General features: G+C 68.0%; 21 protein-coding genes. 6 read left to right on the top strand and 15 right to left on the bottom strand.

What is annotated here, in order from left to right:
- Window positions 1-5: 5 nt before the first annotated feature.
- Together MOQ72_RS15235 and MOQ72_RS15240 are read right to left on the bottom strand one after the other, a co-directional pair.
- Window positions 6-989 (bottom strand): alpha/beta fold hydrolase, encoded by a 984-nt coding sequence (locus MOQ72_RS15235; RefSeq protein ID WP_242184179.1) that lies wholly within the window; start codon window positions 987-989, stop codon window positions 6-8.
- A 10-nt stretch (window positions 990-999) separates the two neighbouring features.
- Complete coding sequence (locus tag MOQ72_RS15240) at window positions 1,000-1,953, bottom strand: VOC family protein (RefSeq protein WP_242184180.1); 954 nt, start codon at window positions 1,951-1,953, stop codon at window positions 1,000-1,002.
- A 202-nt stretch (window positions 1,954-2,155) separates the two neighbouring features.
- Between MOQ72_RS15240 and MOQ72_RS15245 the strand changes: the two genes are divergently transcribed.
- Window positions 2,156-3,145 carry an AraC-like ligand-binding domain-containing protein gene (locus MOQ72_RS15245; protein ID WP_242184181.1) on the top strand — a complete coding sequence of 330 codons (990 nt, stop codon included), beginning with the start codon at window positions 2,156-2,158 and terminating at the stop codon, window positions 3,143-3,145.
- A gap of 222 nt (window positions 3,146-3,367) precedes the next feature.
- The gene (locus tag MOQ72_RS15250; RefSeq protein WP_242184182.1) at window positions 3,368-4,519 is read left to right on the top strand and encodes a glycosyltransferase; all 1,152 of its coding nucleotides are present in this window, start codon (window positions 3,368-3,370) and stop codon (window positions 4,517-4,519) included.
- Window positions 4,520-4,674: 155 nt separating this feature from the next.
- Here the strand turns inward: MOQ72_RS15250 and MOQ72_RS15255 are convergent, their stop codons facing one another.
- Complete coding sequence (locus tag MOQ72_RS15255; RefSeq protein ID WP_242184184.1) at window positions 4,675-4,938, bottom strand: hypothetical protein; 264 nt, start codon at window positions 4,936-4,938, stop codon at window positions 4,675-4,677.
- A gap of 680 nt (window positions 4,939-5,618) precedes the next feature.
- On the opposite strand from MOQ72_RS15255, the gene MOQ72_RS15260 reads away from it, so the two are divergent.
- A complete protein-coding gene (locus MOQ72_RS15260) occupies window positions 5,619-6,599 on the top strand; it encodes a tripartite tricarboxylate transporter substrate binding protein (protein ID WP_242184185.1) in 981 nt (326 codons plus the stop codon).
- A gap of 7 nt (window positions 6,600-6,606) precedes the next feature.
- On the opposite strand, the gene MOQ72_RS15265 is transcribed toward MOQ72_RS15260, so the two are convergent.
- From MOQ72_RS15265 to MOQ72_RS15290, 6 genes are all read right to left on the bottom strand, one after another.
- Window positions 6,607-7,641: a LacI family DNA-binding transcriptional regulator gene (locus MOQ72_RS15265; protein ID WP_242184186.1), complete on the bottom strand. Its 1,035-nt coding sequence runs from the start codon at window positions 7,639-7,641 to the stop codon at window positions 6,607-6,609.
- A 134-nt stretch (window positions 7,642-7,775) separates the two neighbouring features.
- Window positions 7,776-8,900, bottom strand: coding sequence for a mandelate racemase/muconate lactonizing enzyme family protein (locus MOQ72_RS15270; protein WP_242184187.1), 1,125 nt, complete (start codon window positions 8,898-8,900; stop codon window positions 7,776-7,778).
- Entirely contained in the window at window positions 8,897-10,264 is a 1,368-nt protein-coding gene (locus tag MOQ72_RS15275) for an MFS transporter (protein WP_242184188.1), read from the bottom strand. The genes MOQ72_RS15270 and MOQ72_RS15275 overlap by 4 nt, the downstream gene beginning before the upstream one ends.
- Window positions 10,261-11,397, bottom strand: a complete 1,137-nt coding sequence (locus tag MOQ72_RS15280) for a mandelate racemase/muconate lactonizing enzyme family protein (protein WP_242184189.1) — start codon at window positions 11,395-11,397, stop codon at window positions 10,261-10,263. The genes MOQ72_RS15275 and MOQ72_RS15280 overlap by 4 nt, the downstream gene beginning before the upstream one ends.
- A gap of 251 nt (window positions 11,398-11,648) precedes the next feature.
- Window positions 11,649-12,284 carry a hypothetical protein gene (locus MOQ72_RS15285; RefSeq protein WP_242184190.1) on the bottom strand — a complete coding sequence of 212 codons (636 nt, stop codon included), beginning with the start codon at window positions 12,282-12,284 and terminating at the stop codon, window positions 11,649-11,651.
- Window positions 12,285-12,387: 103 nt separating this feature from the next.
- Window positions 12,388-13,851: a beta-galactosidase gene (locus MOQ72_RS15290; RefSeq protein ID WP_242184191.1), complete on the bottom strand. Its 1,464-nt coding sequence runs from the start codon at window positions 13,849-13,851 to the stop codon at window positions 12,388-12,390.
- A gap of 136 nt (window positions 13,852-13,987) precedes the next feature.
- Between MOQ72_RS15290 and MOQ72_RS15295 the strand changes: the two genes are divergently transcribed.
- Window positions 13,988-14,608: a TetR/AcrR family transcriptional regulator gene (locus tag MOQ72_RS15295; protein ID WP_242184193.1), complete on the top strand. Its 621-nt coding sequence runs from the start codon at window positions 13,988-13,990 to the stop codon at window positions 14,606-14,608.
- Between the two features lie 280 nt (window positions 14,609-14,888).
- Window positions 14,889-15,575, top strand: a complete 687-nt coding sequence (locus MOQ72_RS15300; protein WP_242184195.1) for a dienelactone hydrolase family protein — start codon at window positions 14,889-14,891, stop codon at window positions 15,573-15,575.
- A gap of 45 nt (window positions 15,576-15,620) precedes the next feature.
- Here the strand turns inward: MOQ72_RS15300 and MOQ72_RS15305 are convergent, their stop codons facing one another.
- The 6 genes from MOQ72_RS15305 to MOQ72_RS15330 form a co-directional block, all read right to left on the bottom strand.
- On the bottom strand, window positions 15,621-18,236 hold the full coding sequence (locus tag MOQ72_RS15305; RefSeq protein ID WP_242184196.1) for a type 1 periplasmic-binding domain-containing protein: 2,616 nt from the start codon (window positions 18,234-18,236) through the stop codon (window positions 15,621-15,623).
- A gap of 133 nt (window positions 18,237-18,369) precedes the next feature.
- On the bottom strand, window positions 18,370-19,104 hold the full coding sequence (gene fabG / locus MOQ72_RS15310) for a 3-oxoacyl-ACP reductase FabG (RefSeq protein ID WP_242184197.1): 735 nt from the start codon (window positions 19,102-19,104) through the stop codon (window positions 18,370-18,372).
- A 25-nt stretch (window positions 19,105-19,129) separates the two neighbouring features.
- On the bottom strand, window positions 19,130-20,716 hold the full coding sequence (locus MOQ72_RS15315) for an acetyl-CoA acetyltransferase (protein ID WP_242184198.1): 1,587 nt from the start codon (window positions 20,714-20,716) through the stop codon (window positions 19,130-19,132).
- Between the two features lie 39 nt (window positions 20,717-20,755).
- On the bottom strand, window positions 20,756-22,885 hold the full coding sequence (locus MOQ72_RS15320) for an acetate--CoA ligase family protein (RefSeq protein ID WP_242184199.1): 2,130 nt from the start codon (window positions 22,883-22,885) through the stop codon (window positions 20,756-20,758).
- A 22-nt stretch (window positions 22,886-22,907) separates the two neighbouring features.
- A complete protein-coding gene (locus MOQ72_RS15325; protein ID WP_242184200.1) occupies window positions 22,908-24,050 on the bottom strand; it encodes an acyl-CoA dehydrogenase family protein in 1,143 nt (380 codons plus the stop codon).
- An 18-nt stretch (window positions 24,051-24,068) separates the two neighbouring features.
- A complete protein-coding gene (locus MOQ72_RS15330) occupies window positions 24,069-25,385 on the bottom strand; it encodes an MFS transporter (RefSeq protein WP_242184201.1) in 1,317 nt (438 codons plus the stop codon).
- Window positions 25,386-25,635: 250 nt separating this feature from the next.
- Here MOQ72_RS15330 and MOQ72_RS15335 point away from each other — a divergent pair, with 250 nt between their 5' ends.
- Window positions 25,636-26,523 (top strand): LysR substrate-binding domain-containing protein, encoded by an 888-nt coding sequence (locus MOQ72_RS15335; protein WP_242184202.1) that lies wholly within the window; start codon window positions 25,636-25,638, stop codon window positions 26,521-26,523.
- Window positions 26,524-26,849: the final 326 nt, after the last annotated feature.

Genomic DNA, 26,849 nt, shown 5'->3' on the forward strand with positions numbered 1-26,849 from the left:
GGTGGTCAATCCCCTTCTACCGTGCGGATCCAGTCGATGACCGGTTTCACCGTTTCATCGGAGTTGGCTTCGAAGATCAGCGCGTGACCGTTGCCGGTGATGCCGTGGTCGGGCAGGTGCAGGTGTTCGGCGCGGGCTCCGGCTGCCTGGAGGAATTCCACGACCTGCGGTGCGAATCCGGCGAATGCCGACGCGCCACCGGTGACGACCGCGACCGGCTTGTCCGCCAGCCCCGGAATCCGCCGCCCGGCAACGTCTTCGGGACGCTGGGCTGGCGGATCGCAGGTGATCTTCGCACTGGTCAGTCCCCAGGTGAGGGTGCCGAGGCCGGGGAATTCCGCGTATGCCGGTCCCATCGGCTCGATCGCGACGATCGCCGCGACCTGGTCCGGTCGGGCGTTGGCGGCCAACCAACCGACCGGCCCGCCCGCGGAATGCGTCACCAGCACGGCCCTGCCGATGACATCAAGCAGGCGGGCCAGCCGGTCGGCGTCCAAGCGCTGCGATTCGGCGAGATCGGCCGGTAGCGGTCCCATCGGACTCACCAACTGGTCGACGTCGGCGGAACCGATCTCCCGCTGGAGGGTCCACTGCGTCTGTTCACCGCGAGCGTCGTCGGGCAGGAACAGGGCGGTGGCCGCCTCGTACGGAAACTGCGCACCCATCGGTCCGACGACGTCCGGGTGGTAGGGCGAGCGCCCGTGGCCGCAGCGGTCCACCACGTACACCGCGAAACCCGCCTCGACCAACCGGGTCGCCCAGCCGGGGCGCCCGTCCGGCGTACCGGTCCAGTCGGTGCCCTGCCCACCGCCACCGTGCACCAGCACGAGCGGCAGCGGGTGCGCGTGCTCGGGCGGCGCCTCCCACTGGACGAACATCGGTGCCCGCTGCACGGTGCCGCCGGGGGTCGCCACCCGCTCACCGGGAATCCAGAACTGGCCGCGCCGGATGGTGATCTCCCGGCCAGGAAACTCGTGAGGTGCTGCCATCCGCCTGCCCCTAGATGTTGATCGGTTCGAGTTGGCTGAAGATCTCCTCCCGGCGGTGCTCGAACTGCTCGGGCAGTTGGAACTTCGTGCCGAGCTCCTGCGGCGACTCGTCGCAGGTCCAGCCGCCCTCGGCGTGCGTGACCGCGAGTTCGAAGAGCGCGCCGCTGGGGGTGCGCACGTAGACGCTCTTGAAGTACTTGCGGTCCTTCAGTTCTGAGATGTCGGTGTAGCCGTGGCCTTCGATCTCGAACTTGACGTCGTCCTGGTTCTCCAGCGTGGCAACGTTCCACGCGAAGTGGTGGTAGGTGCCCGCGCCGTACCGCCAGGTGCCCTGGTCGTCGGTCCGGTTGAAGGTGATCTCGATGTGGTTGCCGTACTTCTGGTTGCCCACCTGCAGCGCGGCGACGTCGCCTTCCTCGGCGAGTTTCCCCTGGGAGAAGAACGATTCGCTGGCGAATTCCAGCATTCGGTCCGGTGTGGTCATGTGCACGCCCACGCCGTGCAGGCCGTGGATCGCGTGTTCCTGCGGCACGCCGTGACCGGTGTGCCCGACGCGCTGGTCGCCGGAGTTGCCGACGAAGAAGTACTCGATGCCGCAGGGATGGCGGAAGGCCAGCCGCCGCTGCCCGAAGCGCTCGACGTCGGTCACCTGGATGTCGTGCTCGGTGAGCCGCTGGTGCCAGTAGCTCATCGACTCGTGCGGGATCGACAGCAGCACCTCGCGGGCCTGGTTGGTGCCGCGCTTGCCGAAGAAACCCGCCTGCGCCCACGGGAACGTGGTCACCACGCTGGACGGATCGCCGTTGGCGTTGGAGTAGTACAGGTGGTAGATGGGCAGCGAACCGTCGAACAGCACGGTGCGCTTGATGAAGCGCAGCCCGAGGACCTTGACGTGGAAGTCGACGTCCTCCTGGGCATGCGCCACGGACAGCGTTACGTGGTGCGAACCTTCGACGTAAGCCATGAGCAACCTCCGCAATGCGCCGACGGACTTGCGTCGACCCTAGGAATGGCCTGCGGGGCAGGCGTTGTGCGAGAGCGCACGGACATCTCGTATCCGCGCATGGTCTCGGCTGTGACGTGTATCATGTCGGCGTCTTGTTCCGCGATCGCGCTTGAGCAGCGTGTCCCGATCGAGCGCGCGACCGTGAGCCGTGGAGATGACGATGACGTCGCTGGCGGAGCACACTGCCGACCTGCTCGCCCCGCCGCGCGATCCGGAGGTGCCGTTCGGCGCGTGGACCAGTGCCGTGCGGCGCAGCGTGATGAGCTTCCAGTTCGACTGCGATCGGCCGCGCGCCTTCGCCGGGATGATCCGCGACCGGTCGCTGGGCGGCGTCGACTTCGTCAACATGGCCTGCGCGAAGCACGCCGCCTATCGCGACCACAGCGCGATCTCGGCTGCCGACGCCGGTTTTTACGTGATGACGTTGCAACTGTCCGGGGAGTTGCGGATCGCGCAGGACGACCGGGTCGCGGTGCTCAAACCGGGGTTGTTCGCGATCTACGACTCGTCCAGGCCTGCGGCGCTGACCGCCAGCGATGACTACAAGTCGACCTGCATCCGGTTCCCGAAGGAGCGGCTGGGTTCCCGCAACGCCGACCCGCTCGGTGGCGTCACCGCGACCGCGTTCGAATACGCGCCCGGCCTGCCCTCCGTCGTGTGGGACATGCTGATCAGCCTGAACCGCAACCTGGATTCGCTGGGCGCGCACGGCGCGGTCGCGGTGCACAACGTGATGGACCTGGTGAGCACCATGCTGCGAACCGAACTGGGCGGGAACGTCGAGCCCAGCACGACGCGGCGAGACGTCCTGCTGCAACGGATCCGGGAGTACATCGACGACCACCTCGGCGACCCGGAGCTGGGCCCGGCGCAGATCGCTGCGGCGCACTACATCTCGCTGCGCCACCTGCACAACCTGTTCGAGCAGACGGATTCCAGCGTAGCCCGGTGGATCCGCACGCGTCGGATCGAGCTGTGCCAACGAGATCTGTCCGACCCGGCGATGGCGGGCATCACGGTCTCGGCCATCGCGGCCCACCGGGGCTTCACCAGTCCATCGCACTTCGGCCAGGTGTTCAAGCGGGAAACCGGCCAAGCTCCAACCGAATACCGCCACCAAGCCATGGCCAATCGCGTCCTGCTGCACTGACCGTCCACAGTGGCCACCGATGGCTCACGTCGTCAGTCGCGTGGCTGATCATGACCTCGTCGTCGATGCCGGACAACTGGCTGTTGCGTCGCATCGGTGGTCCGACATCACCTTTCTGGGTTATTGGAAGATTGGGCGAGCCGGGCTCGGCTGAACCGTGCCGACCGGGTTCGTCGCCCGTGTTCGACCCCGGTGTCGTGGTGCGCGGCTAGAGTCGGTGGAGTGCGTTTGCTCTTCACTTCCTTGGCGACCCATGGACACATGTATCCGCTGCTCCCGTTGGCGGTAGCCGCTCGCGATGCCGGGCACCACGTCGTCTTCGCGACGGCTGACGAGTTCCTGCCGACCGCGCGGAAGGCCGGTCTGGAAGCCGTACCCGCCGGGCTCAGCGTGCGTGCCGCGTTCGGTGCGGCGTTCGCCGGGGAGACCCGGCAACGGGAGGAGATCTCCACGGCGGAACTGGACCAGGTCATCGCGTCCGTGTTCGGTGATGTCCTGCCGCGCCGGTTCGTCACCGACCTCGGTGCGCTCTTCGAACGGCAACGACCCGACCTGGTGGTCTACGAGGCCGGGAACACCGGCGGCGCGATCGCTGCCGAGCTGGCCGGGCTTCCCGCGCTCAGCCACGGGTTCGGCCGGGTCTCGCAGAGCGATCTGGGCTCCGCGATCCAGCAGCGCATGGCCGCCTGCGCGGCCGAGTTCGGTATCGGGGGAGCCGATTTTCCATCCTTCGGCAACCGCTTCATCGACATCTGCCCGGAATCGGCGCAGGCGCCCGAATTCAAGGCCCGTGCGAACCGCGTGCCGTTGCGACCGGTCGGTTGGAACGAGCCGGGCGACCTGCCCGCGGGCATCGCGGACGAGGGCCGGAGCCGTCCGCTGATCTACCTGACCCTGGGGACCGCGATGGGCAGCGTTCCGGTCCTGGGCGAGGCCATCGCGGGTCTCGCCGTGCTCGACGCCGACGTCCTGGTCGCGACGGGGCCGACGGTGCAGGTGGCGGAGCTGGGCGACGTCCCGGCGAACGTGCGCCTCGAAGCCTGGGTGCCGCAGGCGGACCTGCTGCCGCACGTCGACCTCGTCGTGCACCACGGAGGTAGCGGCACCACGCTCGGTGCGTTCGGGGCCGGGTTGCCGCAGCTGCTGCTGCCGCAGGGCGCGGACCAGTTCACCAATGCCGACACGGTGTTCGAACTCGGCGTCGGCGACCGCCTGTTGGGCGAGCAGGTCACCGCGGAAGCCGTCACCGAACAAGCGCGACGGCTGCTGACCGACGAGTCCGTCCACTCGGCAGCCGAACGCCTGGCCGCCGAGGTAGCCGCCATGCCAACCCCCGCCGAGGTAGCCGCACAACTCCCCGCTCTCGCGGTCTGAAACCTACCGGTGAACAACCCGCACACGGCTCCGCTCCGACGCGGCGCACCACCAATCGAGTGGTGAGCGAAGGGCACCTCCTACCAAGTAACTTGGTAAAAGGTGCCCTTCACCCTTCACGCGAACGGAGTATGTAGCGGTGTGGTGGGTGGGGTTCAGCAGTAGGTGGCTGTGCCGTCGGTCCACTCGTCCAGGCGGGTTCCGACGTGGCCGGGGAAGTCCTCCAGGGAGTTCAGCCGCCGCCGGATTTCCGCCTGGACGACCAGCACTTCACGGCGGTGCCGCTTCACGAGTTCCCAGCACTGCTGTTCGAGGGCGTGGTTCATGCAGAGCTCCGCGAGATTGGCCCGCCGATCGAGTTCGTCCAACGAGCAGGCGGCGAGTTCCGCATTGCGAGATTGCTGGATGAGCTGGGACATGGTCACACACCCCGATTCCTCGGTGGCTGTCTGGTGGGTCAACCTGTTTTCCGTGCTGTCCAGCGTGACGTTCGACACCGGAGTCGGATATGCGCCGAACTACTCATCCCGCGCACGCATTCGGCCTGAGTACTGCCGCGACCACCCCGCAGCTCAACCGGTCTGCGCTGGTCAGGCGCCCTTCGGGCGTGCGCGGCCCGCCGATGGCGCCGAGCGGATCGGTCGGCCTGCGGGTGCTCTGACGTGCGGGGCGACCGCGTTGGGCGCCTCGACGCCGACCCGCCTGGCTCTCATGGCACCGCTGCTGGAGCGGTGCCACGCCGGAGTGCGGTCGACCGCCGCCGGGCACGTGGCGCTGCACGGTCTACAACGACCTGAACCGCGAGCAAGCCGACCGAACCTGAAACCCGGTCGGCATCAGTTTTAGGCAGTCAAACCTGACCGGATATTTCAGGCGCTGAAGGCTGCCAGTTCTAGGCAGCACTGTCCGCCCGTTCGCCATGCACCGGCCTCACCTGACATCGAGTCCATTGTGGACAAGCTATTCATGCACAATGGACACCATCTCGATTGAGATCGAAAACCTATCAATCGTGGTCGGAAAACGAATCAAAGCATGATCCGGATTCGGGCTAGTGTCCCCGATCGAAGCCGCGCGTTCCCGACGGTGTGAGGTTGGCATGGCTCGATCGACATGGCAGGCGCTGTGCGCCTTGACCGCCGCGCTGTTGGCGGCGTTGTTGCTCGCCGCCTGCGGTTCGGGCTCGCGCAGCGGCGAGGAGGCTTATCCCACCAAGCAGATCCGCATGTTGGTGCCCTACACCGCAGGTGGCCCCACCGACATCGCGGCCAGATCCCTCGGCCGCTACATCGAGCGGGAACTCGGCCAGCCGGTCGTCGTGGAGAACCTGCCCGGCGCATCCGGCACCGCGGCGTACCAGGAATTGCTCTCGGCCAAGCCGGACGGCTACACGATCTCGATGTGCGCCCTGCCGACCCTGGTGCTCAACTACCTCACCAACGACGTCGGGTACACCCGCGAGAACTTCAAGCCGATCGCCGTCGCGACGCAGGTCCCGTCGGCGCTGGTGGTGCCCGCCGATTCGCCCTACCAGGACTTGAAGTCCCTGTTCGAGGACGCCAAGGCCAATCCGACCAAGGTCAAGGTCGGGACGCCCGGCGCGACCAACACCCACGCCGCGGAGACCAGGCGGATCACCAAGCTCTACGGCGTGCCGCTGGAAGTCGTTCCCTTCAACGGGAACTCGGAGGTGCAGGCGGCGTTGCTCGGCGACAACGTCACCGTCGGCTTCGTCAACGCCTCGCAGGACGTGCTGCCAGCCATCGAGTCCGGTCAGCTGCGACCACTGGCCGTGGGCACCCCGACACGGCTGGACTACCTCGACGCGCCGACCTTCGCGGAGCTGGGATATCCCGAACTAGTCCACAGCACCACGACATTCGGCGTGCTCGCTTCGCAGGAGACGCCCGATCCGGTGGTGCGCAGGCTCGAAGACGTGCTGCGCCGCGCTTCGGCCGACCCCGGCGTGCTCGACAACCTCGACCGGCGTTACGTGCCCACGCAATTCCTCGGCGGCGCCGACCTTGCCCGCATGCTCGTGGAAACCGAGGAAACCTTCCGCGGCGTGGTCGGCAACTGAACCGGGATCACCTCGGGCGGGTGATGCTTTCACCTGGTTCGAAGGACGTCGGCAGGTGCAGGTCTTCGAGTTTCCCGGTTCCCGCGAGGTTTTCCACGAGCATCCCGGCCGCCGCCCGCCCGAGTTGGAAGGGGTCCCGGCGCACGGTGGCGATCCTGGGCCGGAAGAACCGCAACAGCGGCACGTCGTCGCAGGTGACCAGGGATACGTCTGCTGGATGCGACAGGCCGGCCGTCTCCAGCGCGGCCAGCACGCTGCCGAGCATCTGGTTGTTCCCGGCGATGAACGCGGTCGGCGCGTCGGGCGCGTCGAACAGCCCGAGCACGTCATCCGTCCCGATCGGGGTGAAGCCTTCGGTGGCTCGCACGGTGCAGCGCAGACCGAGGGATTCGGCTGTCGTGGTGGCCGTTTCGATGCGTTCACGGCCCGGACGAAGAGTGGCGAGTCCGGCGATCAACGCGATGTGCCGGTGACCGGCCTGGTGCAGCGCGCGCACCGCGTCCGCGATGCCGGTCCGGTGATCGGAGCACACCGAGCCGATGGCGGTGCTCAGCCGGATCTCCCGGTCGATGGCCACCATGGGTCCTTCGAAGTGCTCCAGGTTGGTGAGCAGCTTCGCGTCCCGTTCGGTCGTGACGGACAACAGCAGCCCGTCCACGCGCCGCTGCTCCAGCATCCGGAGGTTGCGCAGTTCGCGGTCGGGGTCACCCATCGAGTTGCTGAGCAGGAGGGAGTACCCGTGTTCGCCGAGCACGGCCTCGGCGCCGAGTGCGATCTGCGCGAACAGCGGATTGGAGATGTCGCCGATGGCGAAGCCGACGGTCCGGGTAGCGCCGCGCCGCAGCATCTGGCCGAGAGCGTTGGGCTGGTACCCGAGTTCGTCGACGACGGCCATCACGCGGTCGCGGGTGGCCTCGCTGACATCGGGGTGGTCGGACAGCACCCGCGACACGGTGGACATCGCGACTCCGGCGCGCTGGGCGACGTCGCGCAGGTTGACGCGGCCGCCCGGCTCGGTCACGGGCTTCGACTCGCCGCCCAACACGTCTCCAGATGATTTCCGGCCGCCCGCGGCGGCGCTCGCACTCCGGCGCAATGGTAACGCCGCCACAACGGACCGAACCCGCCCAGCTGCGTCACCCGCACCGCCACGCAAAACGAGTTCGAAGACGGCTCCTAGGTGTCGAGGCGGTGGCGGTGGATGTAGTCCCAGTCCAGGTCCCAGCCGAAGCCTGGTCCGGTCGGCAGGGCCAGGTGGCCGTCGACGAGCCGCGGCCGGTTCCGCACCAGGGACCACCAGAACGGGTCGCGGTCCGGGTGGAAGCACTCCGCGAACGTGCCGTGCGGCACGCTCGCCACCAGATGCGTGCTGACCTGCGGTTCTTCGTGGTGTCCCATCTCCACGTCGTAGGTCGTCGCCACCGCGGCGGTGCGCCGCCAAGCGGTGGGCCCTCCTGACCAGGACGCGTCGAAGTTGCACACGTCGATCGAACCGGTCTCCATCAGATCGCGGCAGCCGCTCGGCGTCAGCTCGGTCTGCCCCGCGGCGACCGGGATGCCGCCGATGCTGCGCACGTCGCGCAGCCCCCTGCGGTCGTTGTGCCAGCGGACCGGTTCTTCGAACCACCGGATGTCCAGGTGCCGGATCCGCTGGCACAGCGCGACGGCCTCCGGCACCGTGTAGCCCTGGTTGGCGTCGATGCAGATCACGAAGGCGTCGCCAGCCGCCTCGCGGGCGGCCTCGACCCGCTCGGCGTCGACGGCCGGGGCGCGTCCGCCCACTTTGAACTTCACCCCCGCCAGCCCCAACTCGTCGCGGTAGTAGGAGATCTCCTCGGCGATCGACCCCAGCGGCTCGCCGTAGTAGCCGCCGATGGCGGTCATCGGCACCCGGTCGCGAGCCCCGCCCCACAGCCGCCACAGCGGCTGCCCGAGCGCCTTTCCCACGGCGTCCCAGATCGCGGCGTCGACCGCCGCGAGGGCGACGAGCCCGATGCGGCGATCCCGCAGGATGTCGAACGTCACCGGGTACATCGCTGCCCAGCACCGTTCGGTGGCCATGGCGTCCATCCCGACGACCACCGGGGTGACCTCCTTCCGGATCACCGCCAGGATCTCGGCCGCGGTGGCGTCCTCGTCCCCGGCGTACGCCTCGCCGACGAGGCCCTGGTCCGTGATCAACCGCACGACGATCGTCGCCCGGTGCGTCATCCGGTAGTAGCTGCCCTTGAACTCGCGAGCCAGCGGAGCCCGGATGGGGATCGCCTCGACATCGACGATCTTCAGCGGTGTCAAGCTCATTCAGTCGATCCAATCGGTTTCGAAGGGAGTTCGGCCGCGCGGGCGTCCTCGGCTGCTTCGGGGAACATGTCGACGTCGCGCGTCTCGGGTCCGAGCCAAACGGAGACGGTCGTGATGACCGCCAGCCCGGCGATGTAGACGACGACCCAGTGCGGCGACCCGCCGCCCAGCGCGAGCAGCGAGGCCGAGATCAACGGCGCGAGCCCACCGGAGAGCGGCGCCATGCCTTCCCTGGCGAGCGCGAACCCGCTGTAGCGCACGGCCGACGGGAACATCTCGGCGAACCACCCGGCCTGGGCCGCGGTCATCATGGTCTTCGCCACCCCGGACGCGAAGATGATCGACAGCCAGATCCACAAGGTGCTCCCGGTGTCGAGCAGCAGGAAGAACGGGTAGGCGAACAGCGCCGAGAGAACCGCGCCGAGGATGTAGACCGGTCGGCGCCCGATGCGGTCGGACAGCGCCGCGAACGCCGGGATGGTGACGAACTGGATCGCCGAGGCGACGAGCAGACCGGTCAGCACCATCTGCTCCGGCAACCCCAACTCGTCGGTGACGTAGACGATGACCAGCGACTCGAAGATGTAGGCCAGCGACTTGTCGCCCATCTGCGCGCCCCAGGCGCACAGCAGGTTCCGCCAGGACCGCCGGAACACCTGGACGATCGGACGCTTCGCCTGCTGACCGGCCTGCTTGATCTCCTGGAAGACCGGGGTCTCGTGCAGCCGGAGGCGCATGACGAGTCCGATCGCGACACCGACGATGCTGAGCAGGAACGGGATTCGCCAGCCCCAGCTGAGGAATTCCTCCTCCGGCAGCCCCGACATCAACGCGTAGACGCCGTTGGCCATGATCAGCCCGGCCGCGACGCCGGTGTAGGGGAGTGCCGAGTAGAACCCGCGGCGCCGCACCGGCGCGGTCTCGGCCAACATCAGCACCGCGCCGCCGTATTCGGCCCCGGCGCCGAATCCCTGTGCGGCGCGCAGCAAGGTGAGCAGCACCGCGCCCCAGATCCCGACCGAGGCGTAGGTCGGCAGCAGCCCGATCAGGGTGGACGCCACGCCCATCATGATCAGCGTGATGACCAGGACGTTCTTCCGGCCGATCCGGTCGCCGAAGTGGCCGAAGAACGCCCCGCCGAGGGGACGCACGAAGAACCCGATGGCGAAGGTGGCGAACGCGCTGATCGTCCCGGTCGTCTCGTCGAACTGCGGGAAGAACAGCTGCCCGAAGACGACCGACGACGAGATCGCGAACAGGTAGAAGTCGTACCACTCGACCGCCGTGCCGATGACGCTCGACACCAGCACCCTGCGCAGTTCCGATCGGCTCAGCTCCCGCGGAGCGGCCGACGCCGCGCTCACCGCGGACCCTCCGCGATGAGCCCGTTCTCGTCGTAGACCACGGCGTACTTCCGGATGAAGTCCTCGTCGAGTTCCCAACCCAGCCCCGGTCGGTCGCCGAGGGTGATCGTGCCGCCTGCCAGGTCCGGCTTGTTGGCGATCAGCCCGTGCCAGATCGGATCGCGGTCGACGTGCATGGTGTCGGCGAAGGTGCCGTTCGGGATCGCCGCGAGCAGGTGGGCGCCGATGTGCGCTTCCTCGTGGTGGCTCATGGTCACGTCGAAGGTCAGGGCCATCGCCGCGACGCGCAGCCATTCGGTCGGCCCGCCGGACCAGGAACCGTCGAAATTGCAGAAGTCGATCGCCCCGGCGACCATCAGGTCCCGGCAGCCACCGGCGGAGAACTCGCTCTGCCCCGCGCAGATCCGCGCACCCGACCGGTAGCGGACGTCCCGCATCCCGCGGTGGTCGTTGTCCCACCGCACGGGCTCCTCGAAGTAGAACAGGTCGTGGTCGGCGACCAACCGGGCGAACCGGACCGCCTGCTCCGGGTTCCAACCCTGGTTGGCGTCGGCGATCAGCACGAAGTCGTCGCCGACCGCCTTGCGCGCGGCGATGAACCGCTCGGCGTCCTCCTCTGGGGTCAGGCCGCCGACCTTGAACTTCATGCCGTGCACACCAGCGTCCTCGGCCCGCCGCAGCTCCGCCTCGATGCCGCCCGGCTCGTCGTAGTACCCGCCGGTCCAGATCATCGGGATCTCGTTGCGGAATCCGCCCCAGACCTGCCACAGCGGTTGCCCGTAGCACTTCCCGATCGCGTCCCACACGGCGGTGTCCACGCACGCCTGGGCGACCAGGCCGATCCGCCGGTCGCGGAGGATGTTGAAGGTCACCGGGCGCATCAGCTGCCAAACCCGCTGCACCTGCAACGCGTTCTCGCCCTCGACCTTCGGGAAGATCTCGTCGTGGATGACCCGCTCGATGGCGGCGTTGGTGTCGTCCTCGTCTCCGACGAACGCCTCACCCACGATGCCGTTGCTCATGTGGACCCGGGTGACGATCGTCGACCGGTGGGTCATCCAGTAGTAGCTGCCCCGGTAAACGCGCCCCAGCGGCACTCGCAGCGGAATGGTCTCGATTCGTTCGATCCGCATCGTCGACCTGCTCGATTCCTGCACGACCAGCTCCCTTGCTGTCCTGGAATCGTTCCTGGAAACGATTCCAGGAAGTTACGCGGCCAGCTCGGAGTTGTCAACGAACGGTTTCCTGTCGACTCCGCCCAGTTATGACTGCCAGCCGCTGTTCCGACAGGACATCTGTCCACAGTGGTCATAGGCAGGCGGCGCCGCCGTCGCGTCGCACTGTCCACAGTGGTGTCATCGAGTCGGAACTCGGCAGCGGTGGTTCAGCAGGAGCCGTCGGCGACGGTGGCCGTGAGCGCGTACCAGTAGCTCGGCGGCAGATAGGTCGATGGGTACGCCTCGCCGATGTTGGTGGCGCTGACCGTCATGCAGACGGCGGGGGCGTCCTCGGCGCTGATCGTGTAGTGCTCCACGGTCACCTGGCCCTCCTGCTCCACGGTGTCCTCCGGCGGGGGATCCTCGGCCTGCGAAACCGTGAACAGCCCGTTGTCACCGCCCGCGTCGGTGTCGCGCAGCTTGTCCTGGAGGTAGGCCGCGAAGTTGTGGTCCGTCGGGTCCCGGAGGATGCCGTCGGAGTCGTCGGGCAGCCGCGAAGCGACTTCCTCGGCGGCTTCCTTGATCTCCCCGCCGCTCAGCGATAGGTCGTCGGCGGTGCTGTAGAGCTGGAAGCCCCCGAAAGCCAAGCCCGCCGCGCCGATGAACCACACCACCCGCTGCACCGCGAACGCCGCATCCGAGGGTTCGTTGGCCTCCGGGTTCGCGTACCACATCGCTTGGAAGCGCCACCACAACTTGCGTTGGTCCTGGAACCCGAGCACCACGAGCACCAGGGCGGCGAGCAGAGCGAGGACCGCGAAGGCCATGAACATGCCGAAGGCTTCCTTCGTCGATGTGCGCAACGGTGCGCCACCGACCACCAATCGATGGCGCACTGGCTGGGACGTGCCCTGAGCGGACTCGGTTCCCGCTGGTGGCGTCGGACTTCACCTGCATCCGCGAGGATCATCGGTGCTGTCCCGGCGTGATGAAGACGGGTGTGACGGACAGGGGAAGGTGGAGGCGGCCGTCCGCGACCTCGACCCGGACCGCGCCGCCGAAGGCGTCGACGGCGCACGCGGTGGGGTGCGGCCACGGCCGGTCGAACGGGATCGCGGGTTGGTCCTCGGCGTCGAAGTCGTCGCATCGCCGCCAGGCGACCAGCAGCGGTTCGTCGCACGTGCGATGCACCTCGTAGAGGTGGATTTCAGGGCGCTCGACGAGCTCGATCCGGCGTACTTCGCGCACTCCGTCTAGATACCTGGACAGCAGCTCGCAGGTGTCGGCGGTTGGCTGGTGGCGGGCACCGTCGAAGTCCATGAGCGCGAACGAGCCGAACATGAGAGCCCGGACGGTGTGCGGGTTGTCCTGGTTGGGGGATTCGGGCGCTAGTTGGAAACACGCTGTTCGGCGGACACCGCCTGCCAGCAGGAGCAGGGTGCGGGTCACGATGTCCCGGCTGGTGAGGCGGCGACGCTTGGCCGCCAGGTCGGGTGAGCAGCCGGTCATGAACATCCGCAGCGTCGCCGGAAGGGTTTCCAGCCGCTCGTAGAGCGCGGCCACGGCGGGCTCGGACTCGCTCTCCTGCGGTCCTCCGTCGGGGATCGAGGTCTCGCCGAGGAACTGCTGGCGATGCGCGGCGAGCACCGGTCCGAGGTGCGTCAGGTTCTGCCGGAAGCTGGTCGGCATCGGGCCGTTGAACTCCGTGGCGGCGATCGGCTTGTCGTAGCCATGCTTCGCCATCTGCCGTTGGCACGCCTGGATCATGGCGGGGATCTGGTACGGGTCGCCGTAGGGATGGATGTCGAAGACGTCGAAGTCCGGACCGCCGTCGCGGAGGATCCGGTCGAAGTAGTCGATCCACAGCGCGTTGCCGCTCGGGTCGTCGGCGATCATGGCGGCAGGTACCGCGCCGCCGAGCGCGACGAGCGCACCCGGATCGGCTTGCTTGACCGCCTCGTGGAAGACGTGCAGGTGGGCGAGGTACTCCTCGGGCGTGCCGGACCACAGCATGGGGATGCAGGGTTCGATCTCGCACTGCCAGAACCGAATCCGTCCTCGACCGCGTCGCACCAACTCGTTGATGAAGCTGCGGTAGCGGTCGAGGTCCTCGGCTGGCGACGCAGGCAGGAACCACGTTGGTCGCTTGATGGCCCACGGCGAGCTGGCGACCACGGTGACCCATGCTTCGTCGCCGTCCTGGAGTTGATCGAAGAAGGTGTCGGCCACCGTCCAGTCGAACCTGCCCCGTTCGGGTTCGACCTGCGACCAGCAGAGGTTCACGCGCACGAACCGACCGCCCAACGCGCGTACCTGGGGCATGAACTGCTCGGCGTCGCCGAACAGGCCGTACGTGGCACCTCGGTTGATCCCCGTGCGGATGTCGGGGAGCGGCCGCGGATCGTTGGCGGTGGGGGAAAGCTTCGTCATGGCATACACTGCCTAAATCGTTCGTGAGGACATCATGTCCCTTATTTGGGTACGATGAGTACCGTAAGGCGCGGAGCTGGCGAAGCGCAACAAGGGACGGTTGAGAGCGCAAGACCGCGATCGGAGGAGGCTGGGCGTGCCGCCAGAGCGAAAGGCGTCGAAGGCCGCGGCGGAACCGGACAAGCGTTCCCGGCGGCGCGGCGCGGAGTTGGAGAACGCGATCTTGCAGGCGGCGTTCGACGAGGTGGCCGAGGGCGGCTACGCCCGGCTCACCATGGACGGGGTCGCACAGCGCGCGGGCACCAACAAGACGGCGATCTACCGGCGCTGGCCGAACCGCGCCGCGCTCGCCCTGGCCGCGCATCGCCAGTTCGTGGCACAAGCGGCCACCCCGCCGGACACGGGTGAGCTGCGCTCCGACGTCCTCGCGCTGCTGCGCGGCGTGGTCGCCCGCATGGCGTCATCGGTGGGCGGTGAGATCCTCCGCGGCGCCATGTCCGAGCTGCACCAGCAGCCCGAGCTCATCCGCGAACTGCGCGAAATACTGGCTGACGAACCCGGCACCATGATGACCATCCTGACCAGGGCGGTGGCGCGCGGCGAAGCCCGACCCGCGGCGCTGACGCCGCGGGTGGCGGCCGTGCCCGTCGTGCTGCTGCGCCACGAGTACCAGATCAGCGGCCCGGTGCTGGAGATCCCGGACGAGACGGTCGTCGAAATCGTCGACCAGGTCTTCCTGCCAATGGTCCGGACGTGAGCGACCCTTGTTCCAGTGTGGACGTTCAACTCCGCGGCGGTCGGCGGAGCTGATCGGTCCACCTCGATCCTGTCCCCGGCTTGGTGTCGCGGGACCGCACCGGCTCTTGGCACGCGGCGGGTGTCCTCGATAACGTGTTGATCTTCGCCGGGCTCGTCCTGCTGCTGTTCGTGCGGGAACGCCAGGCGACCCAGGTGTGACCGCGTGCGATCACCCCGGTCGGGCGCGACGATGTGCCGGTCGGGGTCGAGGCTCAGCCGCCGGACAAAGGAGTACGAGCGTGACGAATCCGCACCAGAACGTCAGCTTCGCCAGCAATGGGCGCACCGCGCACGGATATCTGGCGACCCCGTCCGGTTCGGGGCCTGGGGTGGTGGTGATCCAGGAGTGGTGGGGGTTGACCGACCACGTCGCCGATGTCACCAACCGGCTGGCAGCCGAAGGGTTCGTCGCGCTGGCCCCCGATCTCTACGGCGGGCACACCACGCACGACGCCAAGGAAGCCGCCCGGCTGATGCAACAACTACCGGTGGACCAGGCGGCCCGCGACCTCTCCGGTGCGATCGACCACCTGCTGGGCCACGAATCCGTGACGAGTTCGTCGGTCGGCGTGGTCGGGTTCTGCATGGGTGGCGGGTTCGCGATCGTGCTCGCCGCGCAGCAGGGCGACCGGGTCGGTGCGGTGGTGCCGTTCTACGGCACGCCGTCGGTGACCGACACGGACTTCTCCGGCCTGACCGCGCCGATGCTGTGCCACTTCGCGGAATACGACCGGACCATCAGCATGGAGACGGTGGCCGAACTGCGCGACAAGATCCAGGAGCAGTCGAAGGTCCGCCCGCAGGTCCACGTCTACCCGGCCGGGCACGCGTTCTTCAACGACCAGAACCCGGCGGCCTACCACGAGGACTCGGCCCGAACGGCGTGGCCCCGAACCCTCGACTTCTTCCGCCGCCACCTGACCTGACCACCGGTCGTGAGTGCGCAACCGGGTTCTGGACCGGTTGCGCGCTCACGACCGCTGGTTGCCGTCGGGTATTGATCCATCGGTGTTCAGACCGAATTCCAGCAGCCGTTCGGCGCCTGGGAAATCTCCCCGCTGTGCGAGTTTCACGAGCTGCTGCGACGAATACCGGTCACCCCGCGCAGCGCTTTCGCGCAGCTCCGCGACCTTGCCGTGGTCGGCGAGCAGCTGCGCAAGCCTGCGGGTTGCCGAATTGTCAGCGTACGTGAAGTTTTGCAGCACTTCCAGTGCTTCCCGCTCGTTGCGTCCATGCATGAACAGCCTGATCAGCTCATAACGAGCACGATCATTGCCCGTGTCGGCGAGTTGGCGGAGCAGGTCGAGCTTCCCGTTCTTCGCGAGGTGTTCCGGCAACCACTCAAGTGCCCACTGCTCGCCGACGCGGAGCAGTTCGAGGACTTCCGGCCAGCGTCCCTGCTCGGCCAACAGGTCCGCGAGCATGGCCTTGACGCCGGTCTTCGGCACGTGTCCGGCGAAATCGCTGACGACGATCCGTTGCAGGAAAGCGATCGCCTCCGCAGCGCGGTTGTGCGCGGCCATCGCACGAACGAGACCTCGGAGCGTTTCCTCGCGGAGCTCGAAGTGAAGCGACGACGTGGCCCTGTCGAAGATCAACTCCTGGGCATGATCGAACCGACCTTGCTCGGTCAGCAGCTCGACGAGCCGGTCCACCTTGCCGCGCGGTGGTTGGTTCGGACCGAGAGCTCGCAGTGCCTCGATCACGTCGATGGCCGGGTCCTGCTCAATTCGCAGCTCCGTCAACAGCCACTCCGCGTCCGGCGAACCGACCTGGGCGAAGCGGTCGAGCTGCTCGGTGTTGCCCGCCTTGGCGAACTGCCTGGCAAGCCAGCCGGGGCCCCAACCGTCGTCGACCCGGTCGCGCACCAGCCGCAATGCCTGTTCCGCGCGGCCGCACGTCACGAGCAGGTCTGCCAACTGCTCGCTGGCGGAACCGGAGGGATCGCCGCCAAGCCATCGACCGCCCAGCTGAATGTCTCTGCTGCTCGAAGTACTCGCGTTGTCATGTCCGCGTTCGATGTATGTCTTGAGGGTCTTGATCGCGTCTTCTTCCCGACCGAGTTTCACGAACAGGTGGGCCAACCGGCGGGTCGCCCAGTGGGCGTAAATCCGGGCATCGATGAGTCCCTCCAGCACGGCCAACGCGTCTTCGTCGCGTCGTTGGTCAATCAAGGTGTCCACGGCTGCCACGTACTCTTGCCTTGGCAGGACCTCCTCCAGGGTGTCGTGTTCGGGATCGAACTCGGCCAACAGCGCGACGGCCTCTTCGACGCGACCGTACTCGGCCAGCACGGGGACCATCCGCTCTTGAAAGAAGGGGTTGGCCGTGCTGAGGCTGCGGCGGTACAAGGCGTTGCCGTGCCGGTAGAGCAGGCGGTGGTAGGCGTTTTCCGCGAACAGGTACTGGTCGAACGGGTCCGTGGTGTGCGTTCGGAGCGCTTCCCAAAGGGAGTCCGGTACCAACGCCCTGCGCCGGGTCGCCCGGCCGTGCTGTTCGAGGTAGTCGTGCAGTTCGTAGCCGTCCGGCGGACCTGCTCCGGGATGGTGGCGTCTCGGCACGAGAGCGGTGATGCCGTATTGCGCGTCGTCGGCGGCTCGGGCCAGCCCCTGTGCGAACCAGTCGTGGGGCGGATCGATTCGATCGGGTTCGCTGAGGTAACCGTGGGCGGCATCGGTCAGCAGGGCGCGTGGCAGCAGGCTCTTCGAACCGAGGCGTCGGACGTCGATCACTGCTGCGATGATGGCCGCCGCGTAGCGGTCTTCCGGCGTATCGGGGTGTTCGAAACGCTCCACCAGGGCAGGGCCACCAGCCAGGGTTTGGATCACCTTGCGGTCTGCGCCGGTCGCGCTGGCTGCTTGGGAAAGGCGCGGATCGATCAGCTCGCCGCTGCGAAGATCTGCCAGGTCTGCGTCGCTGAACTGCTCGGCCACCCGAATCCGGCGCACCGAATGCTGCAGCAGCGCTCGCGCGTACGGATGATCGTTGGTCGTGTCGGCGATTAGTTCCGCCCAGTACTGCGGCCACAACGTGCCCAGCACCACCACCGGGCCGGGAATTGAACCGTCCAGCAGCATGCGCAGGCATGCCGCGGCAGCTTCACCTGCGGGCCCGGTGAGGAAGTTCTGGGTTTCGTTGAGCCAGAGCACTGAGCCGGGCACCACTTTGCCGCTCCGCAGTAGGCTCACCAAACCATCAGCCGTGCGCGGGTGGTGCAGCGGCCAGTTGCTCAGCGTTTCGTGGCTCCGCACGGATTCGTAGAGGGCGCGGGTCTTGCCGGTGGAGGATCCGCCGGTCAGCACCACCATCAGGCTGCGAGTGGGGTCGACCAGCTGGGCATCGAGTTCGCCATCGTGCGTTCGGCGCAGGTATCGCGGTAGTTCCGGCAGTTGCTCGTTCGCGGCCGACAGGACGATCGCTCGGTGCACATCCAGGTCGAAAGGGGTCCAGTCGCCGACCGGCCGGGGGACTGGACCGCGCGCAGCGGTCTGCGGGGCGTGCAGGTGCACGTCACCTGCGATCGTTCCCGCTTGCACGACATTGGTGAAGTCACCGGTCGCCTCGTTTCGCGCGATCTCCTCCGCCATGTGCCGATTATCACCGCTCGTGAGTGCGCAACCGGCCCAGAACCCGGTGTGCCCTCACGACTGATCGGGGTGTTACTGCTGGCCCTGTCACGCGAGTCAATCGCGCACCTATTGGGAAATTCTCGCCTCCTGGTCAGATGTGGCGTCCGCCGGTGATTTCCAGGACGCAGCCCGTCATGTACGACGACAGGTCGCAGGCCAGGAACAGCACCACCTTGGCGACCTCTTCGGGTTCTCCCGCGCGCTGCATCGGGATCTCGGCGAGTTTGGCCTGCCACACGTCCTCGCGCAGCGCCGCGGTCATGTCGGTGCGGATCAGGCCCGGCTGCACCGCGTTGACCCGCACGCCCTGGTGCGCGACCTCCTTGGCCGCTGCCTTTGTCAACCCGATGATGCCCGCCTTGGCCGCGCTGTAGTTCGTCTGGCCGATCATGCCGACCTTGCCGGAGATCGACGAGATGTTCACGATCGAACCGCTGCCCTGCTCGCGCATCACCGCGGCGGCTGCCTGGGTGCCCAGCCACGCGCCCTTGACGTGCACGTCCAGGACCGCTTCGAAGTCGGCGAGCGTCATCTTGCGCATGGTGGCGTCGCGGGTGATGCCCGCGTTGTTCACCATGACGTCCAACGCGCCGAATTCGTCGGTGGCCGTCCGCACCGCCGCCTGCACCGCGTCCGCGTCGGTGACATCGCAGGCCACCCCGAGCGCGATGCCCTCGCCGCCCAGCTTCGCGGCGGATTCCCGTGCGTGCTCGGCGTCGATGTCGGCGAGCACCACCTTCGCGCCGTGCGCGACGAAGTTCTCCGCGATGGCGAATCCGATCCCCTTGGCGCCGCCGGTGATGATCGCGACCTTGTCCTGCAACATGAAGTCCTCCTCGGAGAGTGTTCGGTCACAGCGTGCTTTCGGTGCCGAAGATCGCGGTGACCTGGCTGGACAGCACACCGCCGTTGCCGTGCGCGAGCGCCACGTCGGCGCCTTCGATCTGCCGCGCACCGCAGTCGCCGCGCAGCTGCCGGACCGCTTCGATGATGGTGAAGATCCCGTACATGCCGGGGTGGCAGTAGGAAAGGCCCCCGCCGTTGGTGTTGACCGGTAGCTTCCCGCCCGGGGCGATCTGCCCTTCGGCGACGAACGCGCCGCCCTCGCCCTTCGCGCAGAACCCGAGGTCCTCCAGGAACAGGACCGGGTTGATGGTGAAGGCGTCGTAGAGCTCGACCACATCGACGTCCTGCGGCGTCAGCCCGGCCATCCCGAACGCCCGGCTACCGGATTCCACCGCCGCGGTGACCGTCAGATCCGGCATCGCCGAGATGCTGCGGTGCGAGGTCGCCTCGCCAGCCCCGAGCAGGAAGACGGGCTTGCCGGGCAGCTCCCGCGCCCGCTGCGCGCTGGTCAGCACCACCGCGCCGCCGCCGTCGGTGACCAGGCAGCAGTCCAGCTTGGTCAGCGGATCGCTGATCAGCCGCGCGGACAGCACTTCCTCGCGGGTCAGCGGCTCGCGCAGGAACGCCGCCGGGTTGAGCTGCGCCCACTGCCGCGCGGCCACCGCCACGTCGGCCAGCTGCTCGCGGGTGGTGCCGTACTGGTGCATGTGCCGCGCGGTCGCCATCGCGTACATGCTGATCGGGTGCCGGGCTCGGTAGGGCGCCTCGAACGGGTTCGGCTTGGACGGCGAGACCAACCGACCGCCATCGGAGCGCTGGGTGCTGCCGTAGACGATCAGCGCCGTGGAGATGATCCCGGCGTTGATCGCCGCTGCGGCGTGCAGCAGGTGCGAGACGAACGAGCTGCCACCGATGGTCGATCCGTCGACGTATTTCGGCCTGATGCCGAGGTATTCGGCGGTGTCCATGCCCGACATCGGGTAGTACGACGACGCGGTGAACAGTCCGTCCACTTCGGACTTCCGGATGCCCGCGTCGGCCAGCGCCCGCACCGTCGCCTGCCCGACCAGGTCCAGCGGGGTCAGGCCCGGTGCGACCGCCCCGAGATCCGACTCGGCCACCCCGACGACCGCAGCGGTGCCGCGCAACGTGGTGTTCGAAGCCCCAGCGCCCGTTCGACTGACGCGAGCGGGAACGGGTTGCTGCTCGGGGCGGCCCGTGGTCCGGAACAACGCGACCGGCGTGCCATCCTCGTCGGCCACGGCGAACGCGACGCGGGACCCGATGACCACCTGGTCGGGATCGACGTCGTCGACCCGCGACATCATCCGGAAGCCCTCGTCGAGATCGATCAGCGCGACGTTGTGCACCCCGCTGCGGCTGCGCACCGCAGTTGTCGAGTAGACGCTCCCGAGCCCGCTGCTGCGGTGCCAGCTCAGATCATCGCTGCCGCAGTCCGGGCACAGCACACGCGGTGGGAACACCACCGCCGAACACTCGCCGCAGCGCTGGTACCGCAGCTCACCGGCCGCCAGGCCGTCCCGGAACACCGTCTCGGGAGCTGCCCCGTCCAGGGGCGTCAGGTCGTTCATCGCTTGCGTACCTTCCCGGTCGTGAGCGACCACTCCCACTCACGACCCATCCGTGACCACCGCCAGGCAGTCCACCGCGACAGCGCCGTTGCCGACCGCGTCCACCAGCAGCGGGTTGACGTCCAACTCCGCGATGTCGTCGGCCAGATCGACAGCCAGCCACGACAGCCGCGCCACCACGTCCGCAGCGGCGTCCAGGTCGCGTGCGGGCTTGCCTCGCACCTCCCCGAACAACCGGCTGCCGCGCAACGATGTCAGCAGGCGCTTCGCCGCGTCGGTGTCCAGCGGCGCCACGCCGACCTGGCTGTCGGCGAGCACTTCCACCAGCACGCCGCCGAACCCGACGACCACCACCGGACCGAAGGCCGGGTCGCGCTTGATGCCCACGATTAGTTCGGTGTCGCCACCGGCCATCCGCTGCACCAGCAGTCGCGCGCCGGGATCACCGGCGTCGCGGGCGACGCGCAGCAGTTCCTCGGCAGCGGTGCGGATTTCGGCGTCGTCGGTCAGTGCCAGCCGAACCCCGCCGATGTCGGACTTGTGTCCAATGTGGTCGGACAGCAGCTTGACCGCGACCGGGCCGCCGAGGTCGTGCGCCGCCGAGACGGCGGCATCCGGGGTTTCGACCGGGAACGCCCCGGCGCACGGCACGCCGTATGCGGCGATCAGCCGACTCGACTGGTGCTCGTCGAGCTGCGTGCGGCCGTGCTCGCGGGCGTCCCGGATGATCGCGCGGGCCACCTGCTCGTCGATGTCGGTGGGCCGCGTCGGGTTCGGCAGCGGCGGTCGCAGGCTGAAGTCGGCGAGCGCGCCCAGCGCCGCCGCGGCCCGTCCGGGGTCGGTGTAGCACGGAATGCCGAGCTCCTGAAATTGCTGGCGAGGTCGACCGCTGCCGCCGGTCCACACCACGACCAGTGGTCGGTCGGTGGACCGGTATGCCTGCTCGATCGCGTCGATCAGCTGCGTGGCCGCGTTGTCGGCGTTGCCCAGCAGCACCGCGATCATGTCGGTGCCCGGGTGTTCGACGGCGATCTCCAGCGCCCGCCGCAGCATGCCCGGTTCGCTGAGCAGCGCCGCGGTGAGATCGACCGGGTTGCGCGGCGAACCGAACGGCGGGATGACCTCGGCCATCCGCCGCTGCCACGCCTCGTCCCAGGGCTGCACCTGAAGACCGTTGCTGCTGGCCATGTCCGCCATCAGCACCCCGGCGCCGCCGGACAGCGACAGCGTGCTCAGCCGCCGACCTCGGGTGCGTCGACCGGCGGCGAACACCAACCCGGTGTCCAGCAACCGCTCCATGCCGTCCAGCCGGATGATGCCGAACTGCCGGGTCGCGCCGTCGAACACGGCGTCCTCCCCGGTCAGCGACGCGGTGTGCGATCGCGCGGCACGCGCCCCGGCCTCGGAGCTGCCGACCTTGACCGCCAGGATGGGTTTGTCCAGCTCGTGCGCCCGGCGGGCCACCGCCAGCAGCTCGCGACCGTGGTGCACGCCTTCGAGGTAGGCCATCAGGACTTCGCTCTCGGCGGTCTCGACCAACCCGCCGAGCACTTCGGCCACCGACAGGTCGGCCTCGTTGCCGGTGTTGAGGAAGTGGGAGATGCCCAGCCCGGCGGCCTGCGCCGCGCTGAAGATGAAGGTGCCGAAAGCCCCGCTCTGGCTGACGAAAGCCACCGGCCCCTCGCGCAGCTCGGTGCTGTCGTCCATCGCCGAGGTGAAGGTGGGCAGCGCGCGATCGCGCAGGCTGAACATGCCCAGGCAGTTCGGGCCGAGCACGCGGATGCCGGTCTCGGCGATGACCACCTGCAACTGCCGTTGCAACAGCTCACCGCGCTCGCCGATCTCGGCGAACCCGGAGGCGCCGACGATCGCGGCCGGAATGCCGCGTTTCGCGCAATCCCGGACGCCGTCGACGACCTTGTCGGCGGGCAGCATCACCATCGCCAGGTCGATCTCGCCGCCGACCTCGTCGAGGCTGCGGTAGGCGGGCAGGCCCTGCACCTGCGTGCGCCGGGAGTTGATCGGCAGCAGTCGACCGGTGTAGCCGAAGCGCTTCATCAATTCGATGGGGCGGCCGGACAACTTGACCGGATTGTCCGAAGCGCCCAGGATGGCGATCGATCGCGGATGCAGCAGTCGTTGGATTGCCGAGCTGTCAACGGCGCCCACGAACCCCTCCTCGCTAGATTCCTCAAATTTGGCGCAGCAGTTGCTTCGCGATGATCAGCTTTTGGATCTCGCTGGTGCCTTCGTAGATCCGGAACACCCTTGAGTCGCGGTAGAAGCGCTCCACCGGCACGCCGCGCATGTAGCCGGATCCGCCGTGCACCTGCACCGCGCGGTCTGCGACGCGGGAAACCATTTCGCTGCAGAACAACTTCGCGCACGACGGCGCGAGCCGGGTGTCCACCCCGGAGTCGTACTCGCGGGCGGCCTCCAGCACCATCGACCGCCCCGCGTACAGCTCGGCCTGCGACTCGGCGAGCAGCGCCTGCACCAGCTGGAAGCGGCTGATCGGTTTGCCGCCCTGCTCGGCCTCGGCGGCGAAGCGCACCGACTCCTCGACGATCCGGGTGGCCAGGCCGACGCAGATGGCCGCGATGTGCAGTCGGCCGCGGGTCAGCGACGACATCGCCGCGGCGAACCCGGTGCCCTCCTGCCCGCCCACGATCGCCGTCGCGGGCACCCGGACGTCGTCGAAGAACACCTCGGCGGTGTGCGCCCCGGCCTGGCCCATCTTGGCGTTCGGCGGCCCGATCCGGACCCCGTCCCAGCCGGTCTCGACGAGCAACACCGAAATTCCCCGGTGCGCCTCGGCTTCCTCGTCCGTGCGGGCGAACACCACCAGCAGATCGGCCTGCGGCGCGTTGGTGATGAACCGCTTGGCTCCGGAGAGCACATACGCTCCGCCATCGCGAACCGCCTTGGTGCGCACCGAGCTCGGGTCCGAACCTGCTCCGTCCTCGGTGAGCGCGAACGAAGCGATGGCCGCACCGGACGCCAGCCGGGGCAGCCACTCCTGCTTCTGCTCCTCGGTGCCGTACTTGACGATCACCTGCCCGGCGATGCCGTTGTTCGTGCCGAACATCGAGCGGAACGCCGGAACCGCGTAGCCCAGCTCGATGGCCAGCCGGACGTCCTCGCTCATCGAAAGGCCGAGCCCGCCGTACTCCTCGGGCAGGGCGAAACCGAACAGTCCCATCTCGGCGGCGGCCGTGCGCAACCGCTGCGGGATCGCGTCCGTCTCCTCGATCTCGTCCTCGCTGGGCACCACCTCGTTGCGGACGAAATCGCGGACGGTGCGCAGGACGTCGTCGAACACGTTCGGATCCATCGCTCTCCTCACCACTGGTCACGAGCCAGCCAGCGCGGACTCGGCGGCTTCCTGGTGCGCACCACGTGCGGACCGGGTCAACAGGATTCGGACCCCGACCAGCGACATCAGCACGGTGACCAGCGCCCAGCCGATCACCGGCAGGATCGAGCCGGAGGCGGTCAGCAGCAGCTGGCCGATCATCGGCGTGGTGCCGCCGAGCAGCGTCCCGGCCAGGCCGTAGGACAGCGAGATGGCGGTGTAGCGGACGCGGGCCGGGAACGCGTCGGCCAGCACCCCGGCGAGGATCGAGTAGAACATCACGTGCGGGACGGTCGCCAGCACCATGCCCACCACCGACAGCGCGAAGCTGCCGGTGCTGATCATCAGGAACATCAGCGGCATCACCGGCAGCTCCGCGACCAGCAGCAGGGTGACGATCTTGCGGACGCCGTACTTGCTGGCCAGCAGCGCGCCGAAGGGCTGCACGACGAACTGGGTGATGCTGGCGATCAGCACCACGGTCATGAAGGTGTTCCGCTCGAAACCGAGCTCGTTGGTCGCCCACGACACGGCGAAGGTGTTCTTGAAGTACGAAGCGGAGAACACGATCGCGCAGGCGAAGACGCCCAGCGCCACCAGCCCGGTGTGGTGCCGGAAGGTGTCCAGCAGCGGGAACTTGGCGGTCAAGCCGGTTTGCTTGAGCTTGGTGAGCTCCGGCGACTCCTCGATGCTCAACCGGATCACCAGCCCCAGCACCACCAGCACGGCCGACGCGAGGAACGGCAGGCGCCAGCCCCAGGCGTAGAACGCGTCGTCGGGAAGTTGCGAGACGAGGGTGAAGGCGAGCGAGGAGAGGATCTGGCCGGACGGCGAACCCTGTTGCGCCCACGAGCCGGAGATGATGCTGCGACCTTTGGGGGCGTGCTCGGTGGCGATCAGCACGGCACCGCCCCACTCGCCGCCGACGGCCAGGCCCTGCACCACCCGCAGCAGCACCAGGAGGATCGGCGCGGCGATGCCGATGGTGGCGTAGGTGGGCAGCGCGCCGATGCCGACGGTGGTGCAGCCCATCAGCAGCAGCGTGATGATCAGCGCCTTCTTGCGGCCGACGCGGTCACCGAGGTGGCCGAAGATGATGCCGCCCAGCGGACGGGCCAGGAACCCGACCCAGAACGTCGCGAACGACACCAGCACGCCGATGGCAGGCGTGACGACCGGGAAGAACAGCTTGCCGAACACCAGTGCCGAGGCGGTGCCGTAGATGTAGAAGTCGTACCACTCGATGCTGGTACCGACGAACGAGGCGATCCCGGCCTTGCGGCCCATTCTCTCCTGCGCAGAAAGCCGTCTCATCGCGTTGGCTCCGTCTCGACCGGTCGCGGGCCATCCACCGAGCCCTCGGCGGATCGAAACCCGTTGGCACAGCTGAAGATCCGCCGATGCGGTGCGGTCGACGTCGGTGCCGCCGCATCGCGATCCCGTGCTTCGACGCTAGGTCAGCGGATGTGTTCCGTCTAACACCAAATTCAGGTAGGTTTGATTCGTTGCGCGACACAATCCGCGTTGACCTGGGCAAAGGCGCTCGTGGTCGGGAGGTTGGGCGGTGGAGCTACGCCACCTGCAGGCATTCGTCGCCGTGGCGGAGGAGCTGAACTTCCGCCGGGCCGCGGTCCGGTTGCACATGTCCCAACCGCCGCTGTCGCAACAGATCAAACGCCTGGAGCACGAAGTCGGGGTGCCGCTGCTGCGCCGCACCACGCGGCAGGTCGCGCTGACCGCGGCCGGGGAGGCGTTCCTGCACGAGGCGCGCAAGACGCTGCAAGCGGCGGAAGCCGCGCCGCGGTTGGCCCGGCAAGCCGCGGCGGGGGAGATCGGCGTGGTCCGGCTGGGGTTCAGCGGCCAGACGTCGTACCAGGTGATGTTGCTGATCGTGCGCAAGTTCCGGGAGCGCTATCCGAAGGTGCGCTTCGAAATCCGCAGCCCGCTCTACGGCGGCGAGCTGGTGGACCGGATCAACCAGCAGGAGGTCGACGCGGGGCTGCTGCGCCTGCCGGTGCCGACCGAGGGTCTGTGCGTGCGGGAACTGGAGCAGCACGCGTTGGCGGTCGCGCTGCCGGAGGACCACCGGCTGGCCGATGGTCGCAGCATCGGGCTGGCAGATCTGCGGGGCGAAGCGTTCATCAGCTACCCCAGCGGGCGGGGGTCGGTGGTCAACCAGCTGGTGCAGGCGGCCTGCCTGCGACACGGCTACAGCCCGGATTTCGTGCAGGAAGCACCGGACACGCACACGATCCTGTCGTTGGTCGGCGCCGGTTCCGGGATCAGCCTGGTCCCGATGACCGCCGAACACCTGAAAGTGCCTGGGGTGGTGCTGGTTCCGGTGCACGACGCGCCGCCGATCCCACTGGCCCTGGTGTGGCGCGCGGACGACCAGAACCCGGCGCTGGCCGGCCTGGTAGGACTACTCGACGAAGTAGTAGCGGAACTCTGAATCTTCTTCAGCAGGACTCTTTTGCGTGGCGGTGCGGGTAGCGGAACCTCAGACGCCGTCTCGCTGTGGGATCCCCGACATCATGAATGTCCCGTGGCTGTCCTCGCGAGACGACGTCTGAGAACCCGCGGCGGTGCCGGTTGCGTACGTGGGCTAAGCGGCTTCCCCGCTCCAAAGAACAAAGACAGGAGCTTCGCGGGCTGATCTTTGGAGAGTCCACAGTGGATGGATCTGCGAGTTTCTGATGAGATCGGGAAAAACGGATGGGTGCGGAAAGTGTGGTGCAGTGCACGTGCTGTTTCGGTAACCCTGCGTTGTGTCGAGCC

The sequence above is a fragment of the Saccharopolyspora soli genome (assembly GCF_022678645.1).
Taxonomy (GTDB): domain Bacteria; phylum Actinomycetota; class Actinomycetes; order Mycobacteriales; family Pseudonocardiaceae; genus Saccharopolyspora; species Saccharopolyspora soli.